Raw genomic sequence first — 18,761 nt, forward strand, 5'->3', positions numbered from 1 at the left:
ATAATTAACGGTTTAGCCCTTTCACTACGAAAAGCATACTTCCTTCATTGGAAGCGGTGTTGGCATTGGCATTGGGGTCGGTGAATCCTTCGTCTTCCCATCCGTGATTTTGGGTGATCATCAAAAAGGTTTCGTCCACGCCCAGGATGTCTGATACATCGATCATACCTGTGATTTCCCACGTATCATCTTCGTTGCCATAATTTTGGGCTGCTGCCGCTGCTTGGTCACACTCCAACACTGTTTTCAGCTCCCCAGAATTGATGTTGTACTGATACAGCTGCGCAAAGTGCATCTTGTCAGGCTGGTCAAAATAACCATTGGGATCTTCTTGGATATACACATAATTCTCGGTCACCACGATGTTGTCGGGGCTATGGAATGCTTTGGCTTTGCCATCCAGTTTGTCACCATCCAGTACACAGGTAATGGTGGCCTTGGTAGGATCTTCGCTGTCCAGCACCAGCTTATACACCCGGCCATAAAAAGTCCCTTTGTTCAGCAGCGCATCTTTTTTTCTGCCTGTTACCGCAAAGTAGATCTCACGGCTATTTTCTGCCGAGCCTCTTCTCCAATCAATATCTTCTACCCTGGAAAAGCCCATAAACCCTTTTTCCCTGGATTCCTGCTCCAATTCGTCATAGGTACGCTCTTCATATTCCATAAACTCCACCGTATACTCTTCTCCTTCTTCCATGTCCATTTCGTACATGATTCCCGGACTGGTCACCTTCATGCCATAAAGTTTCCCGTTGGATAGGTCGCCTTGGTCGCCCACATACATCGCTACTTGTCCAGAAGGCGTTTCATTATCACTGGTATCATCTCCGATAAAAACCACGGTCTTGCCTGGATAGGCCTCTTTTCCGATGGCTACGGCATTCTCTACCGACCACTGGCCCAAGGCAGGAAGCATGGTGGCCGTCTGGGCATCAGCAGGATCTTTCATGGGATCGGTCACGAAAACCCCTTTGGAGTTTCCTCCCCATTCCCCACCGGAAAGGTACAAGGGCCCAAAACCGTGCTCTTCCATCGTGATCAGCGAACCGGAACATTGTGCCGTGGCTGCCGTGGCCTCGGCATTTAGGATATACTCACCACCTACTGGCTTAAACGTCTCATCAAAGGCAATGCGCGCTACGGAATAGTCCGCCTCGATATTGTTCAGCAGGGTAAAGGTGCCATCATTGTTCTTCATTAATCCTGCACCATCTGCCATACTGCCATACACAAAGTTTGGCGTATTTTCCAATTGATCTTCGGAGCTCAATACATTATAAATCTCAACATCCTCAAATCCCGGTTTCAATTTCATAAAAACAGGTGTCTTGGAATGGTTTACCAATTCCACCTCGCTGCTTGGGGGAGTAGGGGTATCCCCACCTTTATCGTTATCACAACCAGCCAAAAATAACGCACTGGCTACGGCTTGAGCGGTCAATAATTTTCTCATAATTGGTCTCTTTAAAGTTGTTTGTGTTTTCACAAAAATACACTGAGCACCAATCAATCTGATTAAGCAAATGTTTCGTTTTATTTAACAATAAACACCTACGAAAATTTATAAAAAACAATAATTTAATCTAAAATTAATACAAAAAACCGATAGTGATCCCTACCCTTCAAAATCTTGATCCACCGAAAAAACGGTAAGTCCATTTGCGCGAAGTCCCAAAAACCTACCCTCAAGCAAATAAATCTTAAGAACTGCCTCAAGGTTCCATTTGGGCACTTTCGCTTGCGTTTTACCTGTAATGTTACCATTTGGTTGAGCGGCAGTGCGGGTGGAAAACTCAGGTACCGGGAAGGGCAATGCCTTTTACTTTTCGGTAAAGGGAAAGGGCATATTTATCTGTCATCCCCGCGATAAAATCCACCAAATTGCGCAGCAAGAGGTAGGGCATTTGGAGTTCATTATCGGGCTTGAACACCTCAGGTAAAAGCCTCAGGATGCTCTTGTCCTTTCCTGAGAATCGCTCGGTATCAAAATACTGATTATAAAGCGCATCAGAGAACACTTCTAACAGGCCTTCCAACACCTGGAAACCTGCTGCTTCTTTTTCCAGCACTGGCTGAGAGCGGTATATTTTGGCTACCGAAAGCTTGGTGATCTTTTTCAACGCCGCAGCGGAAGGAATACACTCCGTCAATGCCTGATCAAATGTCCCGGCCAACATCTCTTCCTCGTGGGTTCTAAAAGCCTCCACTGTTTCTTCCACCAGCTTGCTGATCGCCATGGCCCTTAGGATGGCCAATTTCTGTGCGGAAGTTTTGAGGGATTGGAGTTTATCTTCCTGGAATTTGTCTCCGATAATTTCTGCCAATAACGGAATCGTTTCGGCAAGCTGCACCAATCCCAACGTACAGCCATCCTCCAAATCGATGATGCTATAACAGATGTCATCTGCTGCCTCCACCAAAAAGGCCAATGGGTGCCGGTGCCAGGTATTTTCTCCAGAAGGCGGGATGCCTAAAGTATCGGCGACCTGCTTAAACAGGCCTAGTTGATCGGCAAAAAAACCAAATTTCTTCTGACTACGCCGGCCAGGATCCGCTTCCTTCACCCATGCCGGTCTGGGGTATTTTGTAAAGGCCGCCAAGGTAGCATAGCAAACCTGAAGGCCATTGTTCTTGTCGAGAAGCATCCTGAAGCCTTGGGCATTCCCCTCAAAATGGGTCATGTCCATCCACTCTTCCTCCCGCAAGTGGTCCTTCCATCGCTGACCGGAGGGATGAAACCGAAAAAAGTCCGAGATGGCATCTTCTCCGGCATGGCCAAACGGAGGATTCCCAATATCGTGGGTAAGCGCTGCAGCCGCTACAATGGCCCCAATATCACTGGAACCGATGCCCCGTTCGGAAAGGGCTGGATATTTCTTTAGCAAATATTCCCCTGCCGACTTGCCCAAAGACCTGCCCACACTGGACACTTCCAGGCTATGGGTAAGCCTGGTATGCACAAAATCCACCTCAGGCAAAGGAAACACCTGGGTCTTGTCTTGGAGGTTCCGAAAAGGGGCCGAAAAAATGATCCGGTCATAGTCCCGTTCAAACTCACTTCTGTATTGCTCTTGGCTCTGGTGGGCCCTTTGCTTAAAATCCGCTCGTCCTGCACTTAGCAGCTTTTCCCATTTCATCATACCCAAAATTAATCATCCCTCCTAAATTAATGGCCATATGACCTGATAAAATCTCCTTTACCGTCCTGCAGGACCAAACGACCTGGCCGATGTCCATGAGGAATCAAAACCACTGGTCAAAATTCGCGGAAAATATCCTACTCCATCACAATGGAGCCTACATAATTAAATATATTTGTCAAGAAATACGTATTACCTAAAATATTCGAAAATGATCCCGATCAGATTCTTCCTCCTTTTACTAATTCTTCCATTTCATCTCTCTGCGCAGCAGCCTAGTGACAGAAAACATTATGTTACTTATCAAACAACGGGCTCCTTGCACATGGACGGAAAGCTGGACGAAAAAGATTGGCAGGAAGCAGCTTGGTCGGATATGTTTGTGGACATCGAAGGAGATGCCAAGCCCTCTCCGCTTTATGATTCCAAACTCAAGATGCTTTGGGATGACGAAAACCTCTACATCGGCATTTGGATGGAAGAGCCTGATTTATGGGCCACTTATACCAAGCGGGAGTCGGTGATCTTTCACCAAAATGACATCGAGGTATTTATCGATCCCGATGGCGATACGCATCACTATTATGAATTGGAGATCAACGCCCTCGGCACGGAATGGGACTTGATGATGACTAAACCATACCGCAATGGTGGCGCTCCCATCAATGGCTGGAACATCAATGGCTTCAAAAAAGGACTTGACCTCCAAGGTACCGTCAATGATCCTACAGACCGGGATACGGCCTGGACGGTGGAAATGGCCATTCCCTGGAAAGCCCTTTCCCAACGGGGGCCTGCCTATGCGCCGCCCAAAGATGGCCAGCAGTGGCGAATCAATTTCTCCCGGGTACAGTGGCAGCTGGAAACCAAAAATGGCCAGTATGTAAAGAAGATCAATCCTGAAACCGGAAAGCATTTCCCGGAATACAACTGGGTCTGGTCCCCGCAGGGTGCCATTAACATGCACATTCCCGAAAACTGGGGCTACCTCCAATTTGCCGCTCAGCCAGTGGGCACGGCCAGTGTCCTTTTCCAAATGGCAACGGATGAAAAGGTCAAAGATGCTTTACGTGCCCTTTATCACAAACAACACCGTTATTTCAAAACCCATGGCGAATACGCCACCCAACTTTCGCAGTTGCCGGAGGTGGATGACCTGGTGGAATTTCATCCGCAGTTCGAAGTGAGTGCTACCCGCTTTAAGCTCTCGGCACCTGCTATCCACCATGATCGAACATGGTTTATCACAGAAGACAGCAAAATCTGGCAAGAGTAAAGCCGTTAGTCATCCGTCGTTAGGAACTTACGAAATTTGTGCTAATCCACTGATTGCCAACACCCATGGGTGGTTGCTTAATTTTTTGAATAACGTCTGCTATTGCTTTCTTGGCTTAACGTCACCTTTATGCTAAATTGTAAAAGGATAGTAGCTCCACTATGCCCTAAACAATTTTCAGATGGCCAATTACCAAATCAATCAACAAGAAAAATTCCGCTGTCCATGGTGCCTCGGATTTGAAGATTACATCAAATACCATGACGAGGAATGGGGCGTTCCCGTGTACAGCGACCGGGTACATTTCGAATTTTTGGTACTGGAAAGTGCACAGGCAGGACTGAGCTGGGCCACCATTTTAAAGAAGCGAGAGGGCTATCGAAAAGCTTTTGCAGATTTTGACTATAAGCAAGTGGCGGATTTTCCAGATAGCATGGTGGAAGAGCTGCTTCAAGATGCAGGCATCATCCGTAACCGCCTCAAGATCGCTGCGGCCATCAATAATGCCAAGCGCTTCATGGAAGTCCAAGCCCAAGTGGGCAGTTTCACAAGTTATATTTGGGATTTTGTGAACGGTAAGCCCATCGATGGCCAACTCAAAAGTATGGCAGATGCCAAAGCCACCACCGCAGAATCCGACAAACTAGCCAAAGACCTCAAAAAGAAAGGCTTCAAATTCCTCGGCAGTACCACCATCTATGCCCATATGCAGGCTACGGGACTGGTCAATGACCACTTGATGCAATGTTTTCGGCATCAAGAAGTAAAGCGATTGGTGCGATGATTCAATTAGGCCAAGGCGGTTTCTGCGCTAAGCTAAAAAAGATGAGCGCAGCCATTCGCTTCACCGTTGCGAAAAGCTGCGCTCACCTAATTTTTTGATTTTTAGACAGGAATCATCTGTCCAAAACGCTTAAAACACCTTTTCGGCGTTTTTGGGATCTTCCCCATACTGGTTAGGCCCATGGTTACCTTCTGTTACCAGGAGCACCAACAGCCATATTCCTCCAATCAAGGGAATCAATCCAACAAAATACATCCACCCACTCTTTCCAATATCATGGAGCCTGCGGACGGTAACGGCCAAAGTAGGTACAAGAATCGCCAAGGAATAGGCTCCATAAAATAAAACAAAAGGAACTTCACTTGAAAAGGCTGTGGAGAGCAGGCCGGATATGATTCCTACTACCATCATCACCAAGAAGTTTACCAGGACAAACATCCAGTATTCCTTTCGCCGGGCACGGCCCGTAAAATCAGCATAATGATTCAGTACTTTTTTGTAGTATTCCATGAGTTATATTTGTATTGATTAAAATTCAGTCTTCACGGGATATTATTTCTACGGCTGGAATGGACTCCGCACCATCTCCAGCAGCAACCTCCAGCACCTTTTCCAGTTGATTATAACGGTTAATGAGCTGAGCAGCCAAAATTCCACACAGCACCACAATGCCCGAAGTAGCCATGTCCGTAAGGGTCATGTTGATCAATTCATCAATGGTTTCAGCATCTTCATAAACCCTCCAGGATATCCTATCAATTAGTCCTCCGAGGATCCATAATGTCCACCAACTGATCATAAGCCATTCATTGTCCTGAACATAAGTGGAGACTTGCTTCTTTTTCAGGAAAGCTGCTGCTTCCTCAAACAACTCTCGCATAATCCTCAAAGGCCGGTATAGATTGATAATTGGCACAAACCAAGCACCTACCGCCCAGCCTTCGTTGAAGTCCAACCGGTCTGGGAGCAAGGTATGTAAATTGTAATAGGCCCTTCTAAACCATTGCAGAAAAACGATGGTTGATACGATGTAGGTCATGACAATTAAAATAGCAATCACCTGATGCCTCAAATCATTCACCTCTGCCTCCTGATCCGTAATACCAATGTCCCTGGCACGTAGCAGCAGGTCATACTGCATATAGCCCGAAACAATGCTTACGGCATGAAGAACTATTACCAAATAAATAAACATTCGAGCCAGTTTGGCCCTTTTTTGATTAGGTCGTATGGTTTCCAAAAGAGTAGTAGTTTACTAAAACAATTCCCACAAATTTTTAATGACTTCCTTCCATCCACCCAAAAAATCAACTCTTTAAAAGCATTTGATTACTTACACCAAAAATAAACGGGAAAATAAATTTACAAATAATAATGGCAAATGTAAGCTTTCTGTACATGTAAAACACGATCGGTGGTCTCCTATCTACCTAAAACTCTTCCCGCTGAAAGACAAATCATCCATTGGCTACTTTTAAGCGGACCGATGTCAGTTGGGAAATGCTGCCCAAGAAGGGGCAAAACCCGTTGCCAGGTCATGGACATTTAAAGTCTCCCTTTATGATTAATTGGCACCAACTGTTGCTTTATTGGTGAAATAGTCAGAACTTAAAATCGCTGTTTAAAGGCTTTTGACTATTAAACCACTTGATGTTTTAGATTTTACTGCTGACTAGCTGATTTTACCATGAATAAGTACGTTAAGATTGCTATTTTTTCCCTGCTGATCATCATGGCGGGATTTATCTACTGGAGATATTTCTTTGTTTTTGCTGAAGGTGTCAAAGGAGGAACGCTAAACTATTACGAGAGAAAGGGCTTTATCTTCAAGACATGGGAAGGACGCTTGGTACAGGAAGGCTTCCAAAGCCCTACTGCCGGAGCCCTGCAGAGCAATGAATTCCGCTTTAGTGGTGTCGATGGAGATGTGTCCGAAAAGCTGGAAAGGGCCAGTGGCAAATTCGTGGAAGTACGCTACCGGGAATACCTGGGCAAGCTGCCTTGGCGCGGCGCCAGCAAACATGTGGTCTATGAAGTCATCGAAGTCGGTACCGAGCACATAGGGAAAGGAAACCGTGAATTACCGGTAAACGGGGAATAAAACCCCACGAAATTCCCAATCTCCTGCTCAGGGGCTATTGCTTAAGCAGGAATAGCTGTGATAAATCATGTAAGCAAAGGTTTCCCATCTGCCAAACGATATGATGCCCTCTCCAAGGCAGTCCTCGAAGCATCCTCGGTGCTTTTTTATTCTACATTTCCTTTCTAAAATGCTTCCTCGTACAGTTCAGGTTTATCCCTAATGCCCCGTCTTCACCCCCACGACCAACCCGGTGGACCAGTTCATTTTACATAAGGCCAAGTCCTCCCGAGATTCCAGCGTGGCAATAAGCTGCTTGACATTTTCCCCATGACCTTCCGGCCAATTGGGCTGTACATCCATGTCATCGATGACATAAAATCCACCCATCTTTAGTAACGAAAGTGTCTCTTCTAGCTCGCTGTACTTTCCAGGCCAGGCATCCGCAAAGATCAAATCAAAGGGTGCTCCAGAATAGCTTTTGATCCAGCTGCGGCCATCGTCACAAAGCACCCTCAGCCGTGCATCCTGTCCAAAAAACTGCTCTGCGATGGCCGTCAGGGCCGGATCATTATCGATAGAGATCAATGATTCCTTTTCGCCCAATCCCTCCACCATCCAAGCCAGCGACAAGCCGATTCCAGTCCCTATTTCCAGAAAATTACCGCCCGGTTTGGAAAGCATCAGGGTCTTCAGCAGGGATCCGATGTACAAATCCGAGGGCATGGTAAAACCAATTTCTTTCGACTTGGCTAAAATTTTGGGGTAGATCGCCGGAATATCCGACATGGGGGCAGCTTTCATGGGCAAATGCATCAACTTCATTTTATACCTAAAGTGGAAAGATAACAAATAAATCCTATCAAAAACGAAAAACACCCAAACCAGCCAGGACAAAACTGCTCTATCCAAGGACTATTTCTATATGATTAATTATCTTTGACCAACTGTTTTTATGCAAGCACCGAAAGAGAAAAAATATACCGAAGGAAAGTTAATTTCTGCCCTTGTCAGCCTCGCCTTACCGATCATTTTGGCCAATGTTCTCCAAACTGCCTACCAGCTGATTGATACTTTTTGGCTGGGAAGATTGGGGGCCAATGCAGTGGCGGCAGTGAGTGTGAGCTTTCCCATTCTCTTTCTGATCTTGTCTTTAGGGGCTGGTCTGACCTTGGCAGGAACCGTCTTGGTCTCCCAGCACAAAGGAGCCAATAACCAAAAAATGGTTAATTCTGCATCTTCCCAAACGGTTTTTGTCGTGTTTTGCATCTCCGTTTTACTGGCTATTGTGGGCTATTTTGCCGCAGGGCCTTTGATGAAACTGATCGGAGCAGGGCCGGAGATCTACTCAGACTCGGTGGACTACTTCAAAGTGTCCTCACTAGGGTTTGTTTTCCTCTTCATGTTTTTTGTATTCCAATCCCTCATGCGCGGCATCGGCAATGTCATGCTGCCGGTGTATGTAGTGCTGGTGACAGTGTTGCTCAACTTGGTCCTCGACCCGCTTTTCATTTACGGCTTTGGGCCTGTCCCGGGATTTGGGGTCGCCGGTGCAGCCGTGGCCAGTGTCATCACACAAGGACTTTCAGCAATTGCTGGCATCTACGTGATGTGGAAGGGAAAACACGGCATCCAAATTCATTTCTCCGAGATGAAGTGGGACCTCCCTTGGGCAAAAAAGCTGTTTCAGCTCGGCCTACCTTCCAGCATGGAACAATCCGCAAGGGCCTTGGGCATGACCATGATGGTGGTGTTGGTGACGAGCTTTGGAAGTGAAACGGTCGCGGCATATGGCGTGGGCGCCAGGATGCTGAGTTTTGTGATTGTACCGGCCTTGGGACTGGCCATTGCCACGACGACCCTCGTGGGACAGAATGTGGGTGCCAGAAAGCTCAAAAGGGCCGAAAAAACCGGCTTCCTCAGCATAAAAGTAGCATTTATTGGGCTGACGGCCATTGGCATCCTGCTGTTTGTTTTTGCAGAGGATTTGGTGCGCTTTTTCGTTCCCAATGAACCCAAAGTGATCGAAGATGGCGCCCTGTTTATCAAAATCATGGGGCCGAGCTTTGGCTTCCTCGGTGTACAGCAAGTGATCAATGGTACCTTTAATGGAGCCGGCTTTACCAAAGCCTCCATGTTTATTTCATTCCTAAACCTCTGGGTCATTCGATTTCCGGTAGGCTATTACCTGGCATACCATACGGACCTGGCCCATGTAGGCATCTACTGGGCATTCCCCATTTCCAACTGGGTCTCGGCCATCGTAGCCTTCATCTATTTCAAGACAGGCTACTGGCGAAAGCGGATAGAGGTTGGAAAGGCTTAGGGTTGGAAGGTGTTATGGGATAAAATAAAACGTCCAACTGGCTCCTTCACCGGGATTTGGGAGGCCAATTGGACGTTGGTTTGGACAGGTTAAGCGAAGTAAATTTTGTTACACTTCCCTGCCCATAAACGGATCTGAAATACTGTCTTTGCCCGTCTCCAGCCTGCCAGCGTACCGCACCTCGAAGCCGCTGATTCCTGGAGCTTGGAGTTTAAAATCATACCATCCTTTCGTGGAGGCAGTATCCAACGTAAAGCTTTCCTCATCCTCAGGATTTACCTTAAATTGCTTCTCCAACTTTTGGTAGGTTTCATCTGCAAGCTTTAGACGGAGCGCTTGCAAGGCACTGCTGTTTTTTACGGTAATCTTCAGCTTTTCCGTGTAGTTTCTGCGTTTCTTGATGGGCTTGCAAGTCACCTCCACACGCGGTCCTTGGGCATCGCCCATAAATTCCCTGAAGTAGCCATTGGGGCCATAGACCCGGAGGTGATACTGGCCATTTTCAAAAGCCTCCAGCGGCCAGCTATATTCCACGGCATCACCCGCCTTTACCGCAAATGCCCAGGTTTTTACGGGCTCAAACGATTCGGAAGACGAGTTCCAATAATTACCGGGAGCGTACACGTTGAAGGGAGCTCCAAGGGCCTTTTCACCGAAAATATCATCAGCCGCTTCAAACCTGACCAAAAAGTGCTTTCCATCCCCACTGACCCGGCCATCCACATAAAGTTCGTATGGAAGGGCATTGGAGGGCTTGGTGCCCGGCTCTTGCTGGGGCAACACCTCATGTCCGGGATCTGCCGCCACCTGTTGGGCTTCCGCCTCGCTAAGAGCCTTGAAATTCTTGGGCAAGTCCTTAAACTTAGCATTGTAAATCTGCTGCACGTGCTTGTTGCGGTCCACCCATTCCGGCAAATCGATTTCTTCTCCTTTATACGGACGAAATGCAGAAGTGAGGTCACCGCTGACCGTACGTCTCCATTCACTGATATTGGTTTCCTTGATCGTTTTACCCGTTTTCTTGGAAAGCCATTTTTCCACGAGCTGGATGGTAGAGGTGATGTCACAGACTTCTGAATTTACCCAGCCACCGCGTGTCCAGGGAGAGGCAATCACCAAAGGTACACGATAGCCCAAACCTACCGGGCTGGTCCTGGCATCAGCATCCTTAAATCCTGCCTTGAGCTCTTCTTCTTTGGTCACAAACTCCCCTGTGGCATCCATTCCTTCCGAAACTTTACCGTTATCCGGATCATTTGGATTGGGAGCAACGAAAGGAGGTACGTGGTCAAAATATCCGTCGTTTTCATCATAATTGAGGATAAAGATAGTCTTTTTCCATACCTCGGGATTTTGGGTCAAGATATCCAGGACTTCCGATACGTACCAAGCCCCATACCAAGGAGCGCTAGGGTGATCGGAGAATTTCTGGGGAGCTACCACCCAGGAAACCGCCGGCAACTTTCCTGCTTGGACATCCTTGCGGAATTGATGCAGAATATCTCCTTTGGGAATTTTTGTTTCCCGCTGCTCACTTCCATCCGTATAAGCCATGCTTTCTACCTTATGGTAGTCCTTGTCGCCACTGTTCGTGGCAAAGGCCTTTGCATGCAGCGACTGCTCCCTCTGGGACAATTTGCTGAATTGCTCGGGATTCCATTTGGCCAGGTATTCCTCCAGCTCGGCCATTTCGGCTTTCTTTTCTGAAATCTTTGCCGCCAAGGCATCCTGATCGGCACCGGGCTTTTTAAGGTCTTGCTCTAGCGATTTCAGCTCCGAGGGAAGTGCTTGCTGCCTTTCCTTCAAATACTGATAATGCCCCTTGCTAAACCGCACCCCAAACTGCTTGAACCACTCAAGGTTGTTATCGGTAAAATTGGCCAGTAAAGAACTGTCCTCCACTCCTGTGGGCAAGCTGATTTCATTTTGGTAAACCTTCCACGAGATCCCTTCATCCTCTAACCTGTCCGGAAAAGTCGCCCAATCCACTTCATGCTGGTAGTTCAGCTCTCCGTTACGAACCCGTGCTTTTTCCCCATTCCCATGGGTTTTACCCGCCCAAAAGTAATTTCGATTGGTCGTAGTCCCTGTCAGGGCAGCACAGAAATGCTGATCACAAACGGTAAAGGCATCTGCAAAGGCGTAGTAAAAGGGAATATCCTCACGGCTGTAGTAGCCCATGGTCATCGGCACATCACGAAATTCGGCGCGGCCGGATCGCTTGGCCTCTATCCAGCCATTGTATTTGCCGTCGTTGCGAGCATCTACTTGATTTTCCCAGCTATGGGGAATATCACGCATCCAGGTGGCCTTGGTATCCTTGATGTCAAATCGAAAAGGGGCAAAGCGGTTTCCATTTTTATCCGGCTGCAACCAAACGGGGTTTTTATCCGGGAGGGTAATGGCTCGGGGATCGTTAAAACCCCGAACACCCTTTAAGGTACCAAAGCAATGGTCAAATGAGCGGTTTTCCTGCATCAGCATGACGACATGCTCTGCATCATAAAAAGTGGTTCCTGGATCTGGCGTTATGGCCAGCGCCTTCTCTATGGATGTAGGCAATATGCTCCACATCCCTGCACTTCCAGAAAGCAACGCCGCTTTCTTTAAAAAATCTCTTCTTGAATCTTTCATCTTTCTTATGCTCATCAGGTTTACATCCTAAAACTAATCATTTCAGGTAAATATAGGCTACAAAGGCTTGAAGGTACGAAGGATTTATGGTTGGTTCCGTCTCTCATAAAAACGTCATTGCGAGGAGGTATGGCAAAGCAATTTCGGATCCCGAAACCGGGATGGCCTCACTTCGCTATCGCTCCCTTCGCAATGACGATAAATGTGTTGGATACCAATATTTACACTTGACTTAATGCACGTCTTCGTACCATGGTAATGCCGTCACTGCGAGGCTCAGAGCTGGGGTTGCAAAGCGCTCGCAATGACGGTATTTTTAAATAGAACTCAGGTTTATATTATTCTAGCCACCAAGGCATTTGGTTGATTTGGTCATTTCCTTCGCCAAATTGACGGGTAATAGCCGCTGTCACATTGGTGGCATTATAGTTATATTCTGACTGTGGATAAATCCATCGATAAGGGATCGCCACACCTGCAGGTCTTCTCAATGATGGATAGCCTCCCACCCGGTGGTATTCATAAAAGGAAGTCCAGCCCAGCTGGAAAAATGACTGCAAGTACTTTTGCATGATGATCCGTTGGATTTGTTCCGCCTCGGAAGTGGCCATATCAAAGTCATTGATCGAGCGGGCCAAATAATCTTCAGCTGCCTCCTCTGTCACATAAGCAGCGTATTCCTCGGAATACAGCTCATAAAACTTAAAAGAAGCCTTCACTGCCGATTCATACAGTGCTCCAGCATCCGCAGAAATCCAGCCTCTTACGGCAGCTTCTGCCAATATCAACTGCTGCTCGGAATAGCCTAAGAGCATATAAGGTTCATTTACCGGGTCTTGGTGGTAGCGCTCATTTACCTTGGAAACATTTCCTTGGGTAGCTTTCTCATTTACTTCCCCATACGGGGCTGCTGGGTCACCACCTTCGTAGGCCGTAAAGTCATTAATGGCTTTCCCTGCCTCTTTGGCGGACTTGGTCTGCGTACAGTAAATAAACAACCTTGGATCTTCCCGCTCCTGTAAGCGCTGGATGAAAGTGGAATCCATGTACATCCCAGAGCTGAATCCACTGCTGTTAAAGTCTGGATAACGGTTGTTTTGCTGGTCCAAGAAGACCAATTGACCATTATCTTCCACATTTTCCATCAAGGGTTGATTTTGGAAAATCGTGGCAAACTCGCTGACATTTACAGTACCGGTTTTCTCAGAGAGGGTCAGCATCACCTTTAGCCTAAAGGCATTGATCAACTTCCTCCAGCTGGTAAGATCACCTCCATAGATGATGTCTCCGGCAATGATATTGTTGGACTCTGCCAGAATATCATTGGCTTCCTTAAGTTCTGTAAGAATCCCTTCAAACACCGCCTCTTGGCTGTCATACAGGGGCGCGTAGTTTTCTTCAGCCTCTCCTTTCAACGCAGCCGAATAGGGCACATCGCCGAAGGTCAAGGTAAGGTTATAGAAGTGATAGGCCCGGAAGAACTTGCCCAGGGCCACGTAGGTCATATCACCGATACGCTCACCTTCCTCGATCATTTTGGTCACATCACGCAAATCGCTGTAAGCGCCATAACTTCCCCTGGCCCACTTATAGTATTGGTTGGTGTTTTCGCCATCCGTTTGGACGAGCATTTTGAGCGCGTAAAGCGGGGAAGTACCACGATAAGATCTAAACGCTTCCCATTCGATATTGGTCAGCAAAAGCTGAGGGTGCGTCTCTGTTGGCAGGTTGGGATTGACATTCATCTCCTCGAGATTATCGCAAGAGGCAAGGCCTATCAAAACCGCTAAAAGGATAACTATATTTTTCATTGTCTTATAATTTCTTAAATGCAAAATCCGTTAAAATGTGGCTTTCAAGGTAAATCCAACGTACCTGGATGAAGGATCCTGGAGGTTGTTGTCATTTCCATAATCCGGATCCAAGAGCGGCATCTTTTTCCACATGGCCAGGTTATAACCATACAAGGAAAGGTCCAGCTGCTTAATCTTTTCGGACTGCATGATGTTCATCAGGTCATAGGTCACCGCCAACCTTCTCAACTTGAAGTAAGAGCGGTCAAAAACATTGGCGAACGTCTCGCTTTCTTCTTCGGTCACCTGCGCTTGGTACGGATAGATCTGTGACCAAGTCTGCCAGCTCACCGCCGTGGTATTCTGCGTATATTCACGCGTATCGGAGATGATGTTTCCATCTACATCCCGGGTAAGTTCACCACCCGTAACGACTACCCCTTCCGGTACATATACGGGCTCGCCCGCTGCATATTCTTGGTCTCTGTAAAGTACGGAGTTGGGGTGCTTACCGCCCCACCACATCTTTTCGATGGTCAGTGACCGGATCAATCCTCCCCAGGCACCGTCCACATCCATGGCTACCCTGAAATCGCCAATGCGGAAACGGTTCTGAATGCCCAGTCTCCAGCTAGGATCCAAGTGGCCGATTTTGGTCGGATAAGGGTCCTTGGTCGGCAGGCCGGTGTTGGCATCAAGGATCACTTGGCCGTCCGCACTTTTCTGCCAGACAGTGGCATAATAGGAATCCGAACGATCCCCTTCCCTTAGGTTTCCATACCGATCCTCACCGCCATAGATGTCAGACAGACGTTTCACAAAACGCGTCCAGTTTAAGCCAACATTCCAGTCAAATTTATCGTGGTCAATGGCCAGGTAATTCAACATGATCTCCACACCGTCGGTGGTATATTCATTACCGTTCACCTTTCTCGAATTAAAACCAGAGGCTTCCGAGATGCTCAGGTCGATGATCTGGTTTTCGTCCAAGATCCTATAATAGGTACCCTCAAGGGTCAATCGTTTTTGCGCAAATGAAGTGCTCAACCCTGCCTCAAAAGTCGTGGACTTTTCTGGCTTAATGGAAGGATTGACCAGTCCGGATGGGTAATATACCGATGGTGTAGAGCCATAAGTAACACCTTTGTTATAAGTAGCCTGCAAGCTGTAAGGGTTCAGGTCACTGGATACTTCAGACCAAGAGGTATACACCTTCAGGTAATCCATGGCCTTCGGTAAAGTGATGAATTCGGACACCATCGCACTCAGTGAGGCGGAAGGATAAAAATAGGAGTTGGTGGTAGTCGGTAGGGTAGAAGACCAGTCATTTCTTCCCGTAAGGTTCAAGAACACGGAGTTCCACATTTCCAAGTTTACCGTACCATAAACACTTCGAATGGCCTTTTCCTGGAAGGTGTTAGAAGCTTGTACTGGACCTTGGGTATTGCTCAGGCTGTATACCCCTGGTACGATCAGCCCATCAGACGAAGCATATTCCTGTTGGTAGGTCCTGCGGAAGCTGGATGCACCGGCATTTACGCCAAAAGAGAAGTTGTCCGTAATCGTTTTATAGTAACTGGCCAAAAAGTCGGTATCCAAGTTCAGTTGGTTGTCATTCCACATCTTATAATCACCGTTTCGGGAATCTCCGTAGTTCATATAAGATTTTGGGCTCTGCATATCACTGAAATCTGCTCGCTGTCTGGCAGAAATCCGTCCTTGAATATACAAATCAGGAGTAATTTGGTATTTAAGCTTTAGCTTACCATCCAAGGTATTTTGGTTAAAGAGCTGATTGAGCTCATAGGATGCAAAATACACGTTATTATACCAAGCATAATTGTAGTTGGCCTGACGATAACCTTCCAGTCCCGGTACGTACATGTGGTCTTTCAGGTCTTGCCCGTTCACATCATCCCCCATCCAAATCAAGATGGTGTACATGTGGTTTTTGGGGCCATAGCCGTATCGGGGATAGTTTGGAGAATAGACTTTGTTATAACTTGCTGTGGCATCTAGCTGCAAGTTATCCAACAGTTTAAAGGAAGAATTAAAGGTCAAACCACCGGTCGTAAGGGAAGTGTTTGGCACTTGTCCTTTTTGATTTGAGTAGTTTCCAGAAAAGTAAAACTGTGCACGCTCCCCTTGGTAAGCTACTGAGAAGTCATTTTTGGTTACGACCCCAGTGCGCAAAAAGTCATTCAAGTTATCGTGTCTTACCCACGGAGTCGGCACGCGCTCATAACGGGACTTGTCATCATAAATGGTTCCGGCCACATTACCGTACCACTCGATGGTTTCCCCCGTTTGCTTGTCGCGGATAGGGCTGTTCCACTGAGGCACCATCACCCCAGGCTCGAATTTAGGCCCCCAGATCATATCGCCATCGGAAATCCCGCCGTCGGCGCCATCCCAGAATTCATATTTGCCATTCGAACCGTTTCCATATTGCGTTTGGGTTTCTGGGAAGACCGTAAAACCTGCAGTCACCATATTGCTGGTGGAAGCAGTCACGGTAAGCCCTTCCTTGGACGCATTCTTTCTGGTAATCAGGATCGCACCATTTTTACCCCGGGCACCATAAAGGGCAGAAGCGGCACCACCTTTTAGCACGTTTATACTTTCGATGTCATCCGGAGAGATATCGTAAAAGTCCGTCTCCACCGGCACCCCATCCAACACGATCAATGGAGTCTTGCCCCTGAGGGAAAAAGAAGGAGATTGAAACATCCCGGTGGGGTTGGTAACGGTCAATCCGGCCACCTGACCAGAAAGGGCGTTACCCACGTTCATGGTATTGGCCTGCTCTAGCCCTTCGGTGTTTACCTCTTGGGTGGCATAACCCAATTTTTTCTTCTGCTGCTTGATACCAATCGCCGTAACGACGACCTCATCCAGGCTTTTCTCATCCTCTGTAAGGGTGACATTGATTTGGGATTGCCCGTTTACGGGGATCTCTTGGGTAGTAAACCCGATAAAGCTGAACTGCAAGGTAGCATCAGCAGCAGCTTCGATGCTATAGTTGCCTTCAAAATCAGCCACAGTACCTTTTGTGGTGCCTTTGATCATGACCGTGACCCCGGGAAGCCCCAAACCCGAGGCATCCGTGACCTGTCCGGTGACCTGATCCTGCCCCAAGGCTAAAAAAGGGAGCAAAAACAGGATTCCTAAGAAAGTAAAAGCTTGTTTCATAGAGTGATTTGTATTTTGAGGTAGATGATTGAATTTCAGCTGTTTGTATATAAACAAGACCTTACATGGCCTTATTTTGTCGCAAAACTATCCTTATAGCCGGTACCAAATGAAAAGCGTCGATTATGAATTTTTTAATTAAAAAAGGAAAGGCTTAAGTAAAAATTAACATTCGAAAGTAGCCCAAATCCATCACAGCTGCAAAAGTCTATCTAGTATTAGAAAAATATAAGCCCATCAGCATGAAAATGATAATTACCCAATTTTCTTTCAAAAAGAACTATTAATAAAACGTTAAAAACAACAAATTGAAAATTTTTTTTCCAATAAAAAAGACTTCGTAACAAATCAACCTATTGGGATGGATCAATATGTTCCTTGCCACCTTTGGCTGCTATTCTGCCATGGATGAACGTTGATAAACACCGATAGGGTGTTAGAGGCATTGCAATTCCGTGTTCATTTTTTTATCGGCAGCTTAGCATGACTTAAAAGTTTACAATGCATATGTCTGTGGCTGTGAAGAGGGCTTTTCGGCAAAGCTTGAATTCATGCAGTCCAACGATAAAATGCCATCCTTTTAAGAAAGCTGCGCTCAAAAATATTGCTGATCCCTGGTATTATGTATGATATATCTTGGAAAGCCAGCCCCGGAGGGGCGACACATCCATAGCCATGGCTGAAACCCATGGTAAAATAACCCAGTCAACATTCATCCCTTGGAAAAGTGGCTTGATCCCCGGTTTTCAGAATCGAATGGAACTTCGCAAATAAAAAAAACAGATAGAGCCTACCTGTTCTTTTTAAAATTAAATCAACCGCATATATAAATTCTGTCAAGCAGTTCGGTTGGAAAAAACCGTCAAACTGCAGTGATGATGACTAGCCTGCTAGGCCAAAAGCGGATTCCAACTACCAACGGTAGCGGAACCATATCCTTGGCCATTATTTTACCAAGAGTTCTTTCGTCAGTTTGTTCAACGCCTCTACTTTATACTCAAAGTCCCCTTTGAGGGTATCGCGGTATTGGTGAATGTTTTCGACCATTTCATTGATGTCATCGGGAATGACTTCTTCTAGAAATTGGCGGAGACGCTTTGCTGTGGTAGGTGATTTGCCATTGGTACTGATGGCGATTTTGACATTTCCTTTGGTCACGATGCCACCCAGATAAAAATCGCACAGCTCTGGGGTATCAGCGATATTCACCAAAAGGTGTTTCGCTTTGGCCTCTTGCTGGATCTGCTTGTTGACTTCCTTATCATCGGTAGCTCCGATCACGATGTGACGGTTTTCAAGATAGGATTTATCATAGGCGGCATCGATAAGCTGAAGCCGATCATTTTTAGCGGCAATGGCTCTTATCTCTGCTGAAATTTCCTTTGCAAGCACGGTAACCTTTGCTTTTGGGCTGGACTTAAGCAAGAAGGAAAGCTTTTCCAATCCCACATTTCCCCCTCCTACGATCAGCGTATCCAGTTGTGCTACCTTCAGGAATACAGGGTAAAGTTCATTCATGATGGTTATGGTTTATGG

Annotated in this window: 13 protein-coding genes; 4 read left to right on the forward strand and 9 right to left on the reverse strand. The window is 46.8% G+C overall.

From position 1 onward, the window contains the following. Nucleotides 1-4 precede the first annotated feature (4 nt). On the reverse strand, nucleotides 5-1,453 hold the full coding sequence (locus ECHVI_RS04675) for a PhoX family protein (RefSeq protein WP_015264802.1): 1,449 nt from the start codon (nucleotides 1,451-1,453) through the stop codon (nucleotides 5-7). 340 nt (nucleotides 1,454-1,793) lie between these two features. Beyond that, complete coding sequence (locus ECHVI_RS04685) at nucleotides 1,794-3,140, reverse strand: deoxyguanosinetriphosphate triphosphohydrolase (RefSeq protein WP_041738320.1); 1,347 nt, start codon at nucleotides 3,138-3,140, stop codon at nucleotides 1,794-1,796. Nucleotides 3,141-3,351: 211 nt separating this feature from the next. On the opposite strand from ECHVI_RS04685, the gene ECHVI_RS04690 reads away from it, so the two are divergent. Next, nucleotides 3,352-4,416, forward strand: a complete 1,065-nt coding sequence (locus ECHVI_RS04690) for a carbohydrate-binding family 9-like protein (protein WP_015264804.1) — start codon at nucleotides 3,352-3,354, stop codon at nucleotides 4,414-4,416. Nucleotides 4,417-4,597: 181 nt separating this feature from the next. Then, the gene (locus ECHVI_RS04695) at nucleotides 4,598-5,200 is read left to right on the forward strand and encodes a DNA-3-methyladenine glycosylase I (protein ID WP_015264805.1); all 603 of its coding nucleotides are present in this window, start codon (nucleotides 4,598-4,600) and stop codon (nucleotides 5,198-5,200) included. Nucleotides 5,201-5,329: 129 nt separating this feature from the next. On the opposite strand, the gene ECHVI_RS04700 is transcribed toward ECHVI_RS04695, so the two are convergent. Both ECHVI_RS04700 and ECHVI_RS04705 read right to left on the reverse strand, forming a co-directional pair. Continuing rightward, nucleotides 5,330-5,710, reverse strand: coding sequence for a DUF805 domain-containing protein (locus ECHVI_RS04700; RefSeq protein ID WP_015264806.1), 381 nt, complete (start codon nucleotides 5,708-5,710; stop codon nucleotides 5,330-5,332). 25 nt (nucleotides 5,711-5,735) lie between these two features. After that, nucleotides 5,736-6,395, reverse strand: coding sequence for a DUF4328 domain-containing protein (locus ECHVI_RS04705; RefSeq protein ID WP_157501219.1), 660 nt, complete (start codon nucleotides 6,393-6,395; stop codon nucleotides 5,736-5,738). A gap of 492 nt (nucleotides 6,396-6,887) precedes the next feature. On the opposite strand from ECHVI_RS04705, the gene ECHVI_RS04710 reads away from it, so the two are divergent. Next, entirely contained in the window at nucleotides 6,888-7,301 is a 414-nt protein-coding gene (locus tag ECHVI_RS04710; RefSeq protein WP_015264808.1) for a hypothetical protein, read from the forward strand. Nucleotides 7,302-7,499: 198 nt separating this feature from the next. Here ECHVI_RS04710 and ECHVI_RS04715 read toward each other — a convergent pair whose 3' ends face one another. Then, nucleotides 7,500-8,096 carry an O-methyltransferase gene (locus ECHVI_RS04715; protein WP_015264809.1) on the reverse strand — a complete coding sequence of 199 codons (597 nt, stop codon included), beginning with the start codon at nucleotides 8,094-8,096 and terminating at the stop codon, nucleotides 7,500-7,502. A gap of 139 nt (nucleotides 8,097-8,235) precedes the next feature. Between ECHVI_RS04715 and ECHVI_RS04720 the strand changes: the two genes are divergently transcribed. Beyond that, a complete protein-coding gene (locus tag ECHVI_RS04720; RefSeq protein WP_015264810.1) occupies nucleotides 8,236-9,606 on the forward strand; it encodes an MATE family efflux transporter in 1,371 nt (456 codons plus the stop codon). Between the two features lie 108 nt (nucleotides 9,607-9,714). On the opposite strand, the gene ECHVI_RS04725 is transcribed toward ECHVI_RS04720, so the two are convergent. From ECHVI_RS04725 to ECHVI_RS04740, 4 genes are all read right to left on the reverse strand, one after another. Beyond that, nucleotides 9,715-12,240: a phosphocholine-specific phospholipase C gene (locus tag ECHVI_RS04725; RefSeq protein WP_015264811.1), complete on the reverse strand. Its 2,526-nt coding sequence runs from the start codon at nucleotides 12,238-12,240 to the stop codon at nucleotides 9,715-9,717. A 338-nt stretch (nucleotides 12,241-12,578) separates the two neighbouring features. Then, nucleotides 12,579-14,051 (reverse strand): SusD/RagB family nutrient-binding outer membrane lipoprotein, encoded by a 1,473-nt coding sequence (locus ECHVI_RS04730; protein ID WP_015264812.1) that lies wholly within the window; start codon nucleotides 14,049-14,051, stop codon nucleotides 12,579-12,581. 30 nt (nucleotides 14,052-14,081) lie between these two features. Further along, complete coding sequence (locus ECHVI_RS04735; protein ID WP_015264813.1) at nucleotides 14,082-17,225, reverse strand: SusC/RagA family TonB-linked outer membrane protein; 3,144 nt, start codon at nucleotides 17,223-17,225, stop codon at nucleotides 14,082-14,084. A 945-nt stretch (nucleotides 17,226-18,170) separates the two neighbouring features. Continuing rightward, entirely contained in the window at nucleotides 18,171-18,743 is a 573-nt protein-coding gene (locus ECHVI_RS04740) for a precorrin-2 dehydrogenase/sirohydrochlorin ferrochelatase family protein (RefSeq protein WP_015264814.1), read from the reverse strand. Nucleotides 18,744-18,761 lie beyond the last annotated feature (18 nt).

The organism is Echinicola vietnamensis DSM 17526, assembly GCF_000325705.1.
In the GTDB taxonomy this organism is placed as follows: domain Bacteria; phylum Bacteroidota; class Bacteroidia; order Cytophagales; family Cyclobacteriaceae; genus Echinicola; species Echinicola vietnamensis.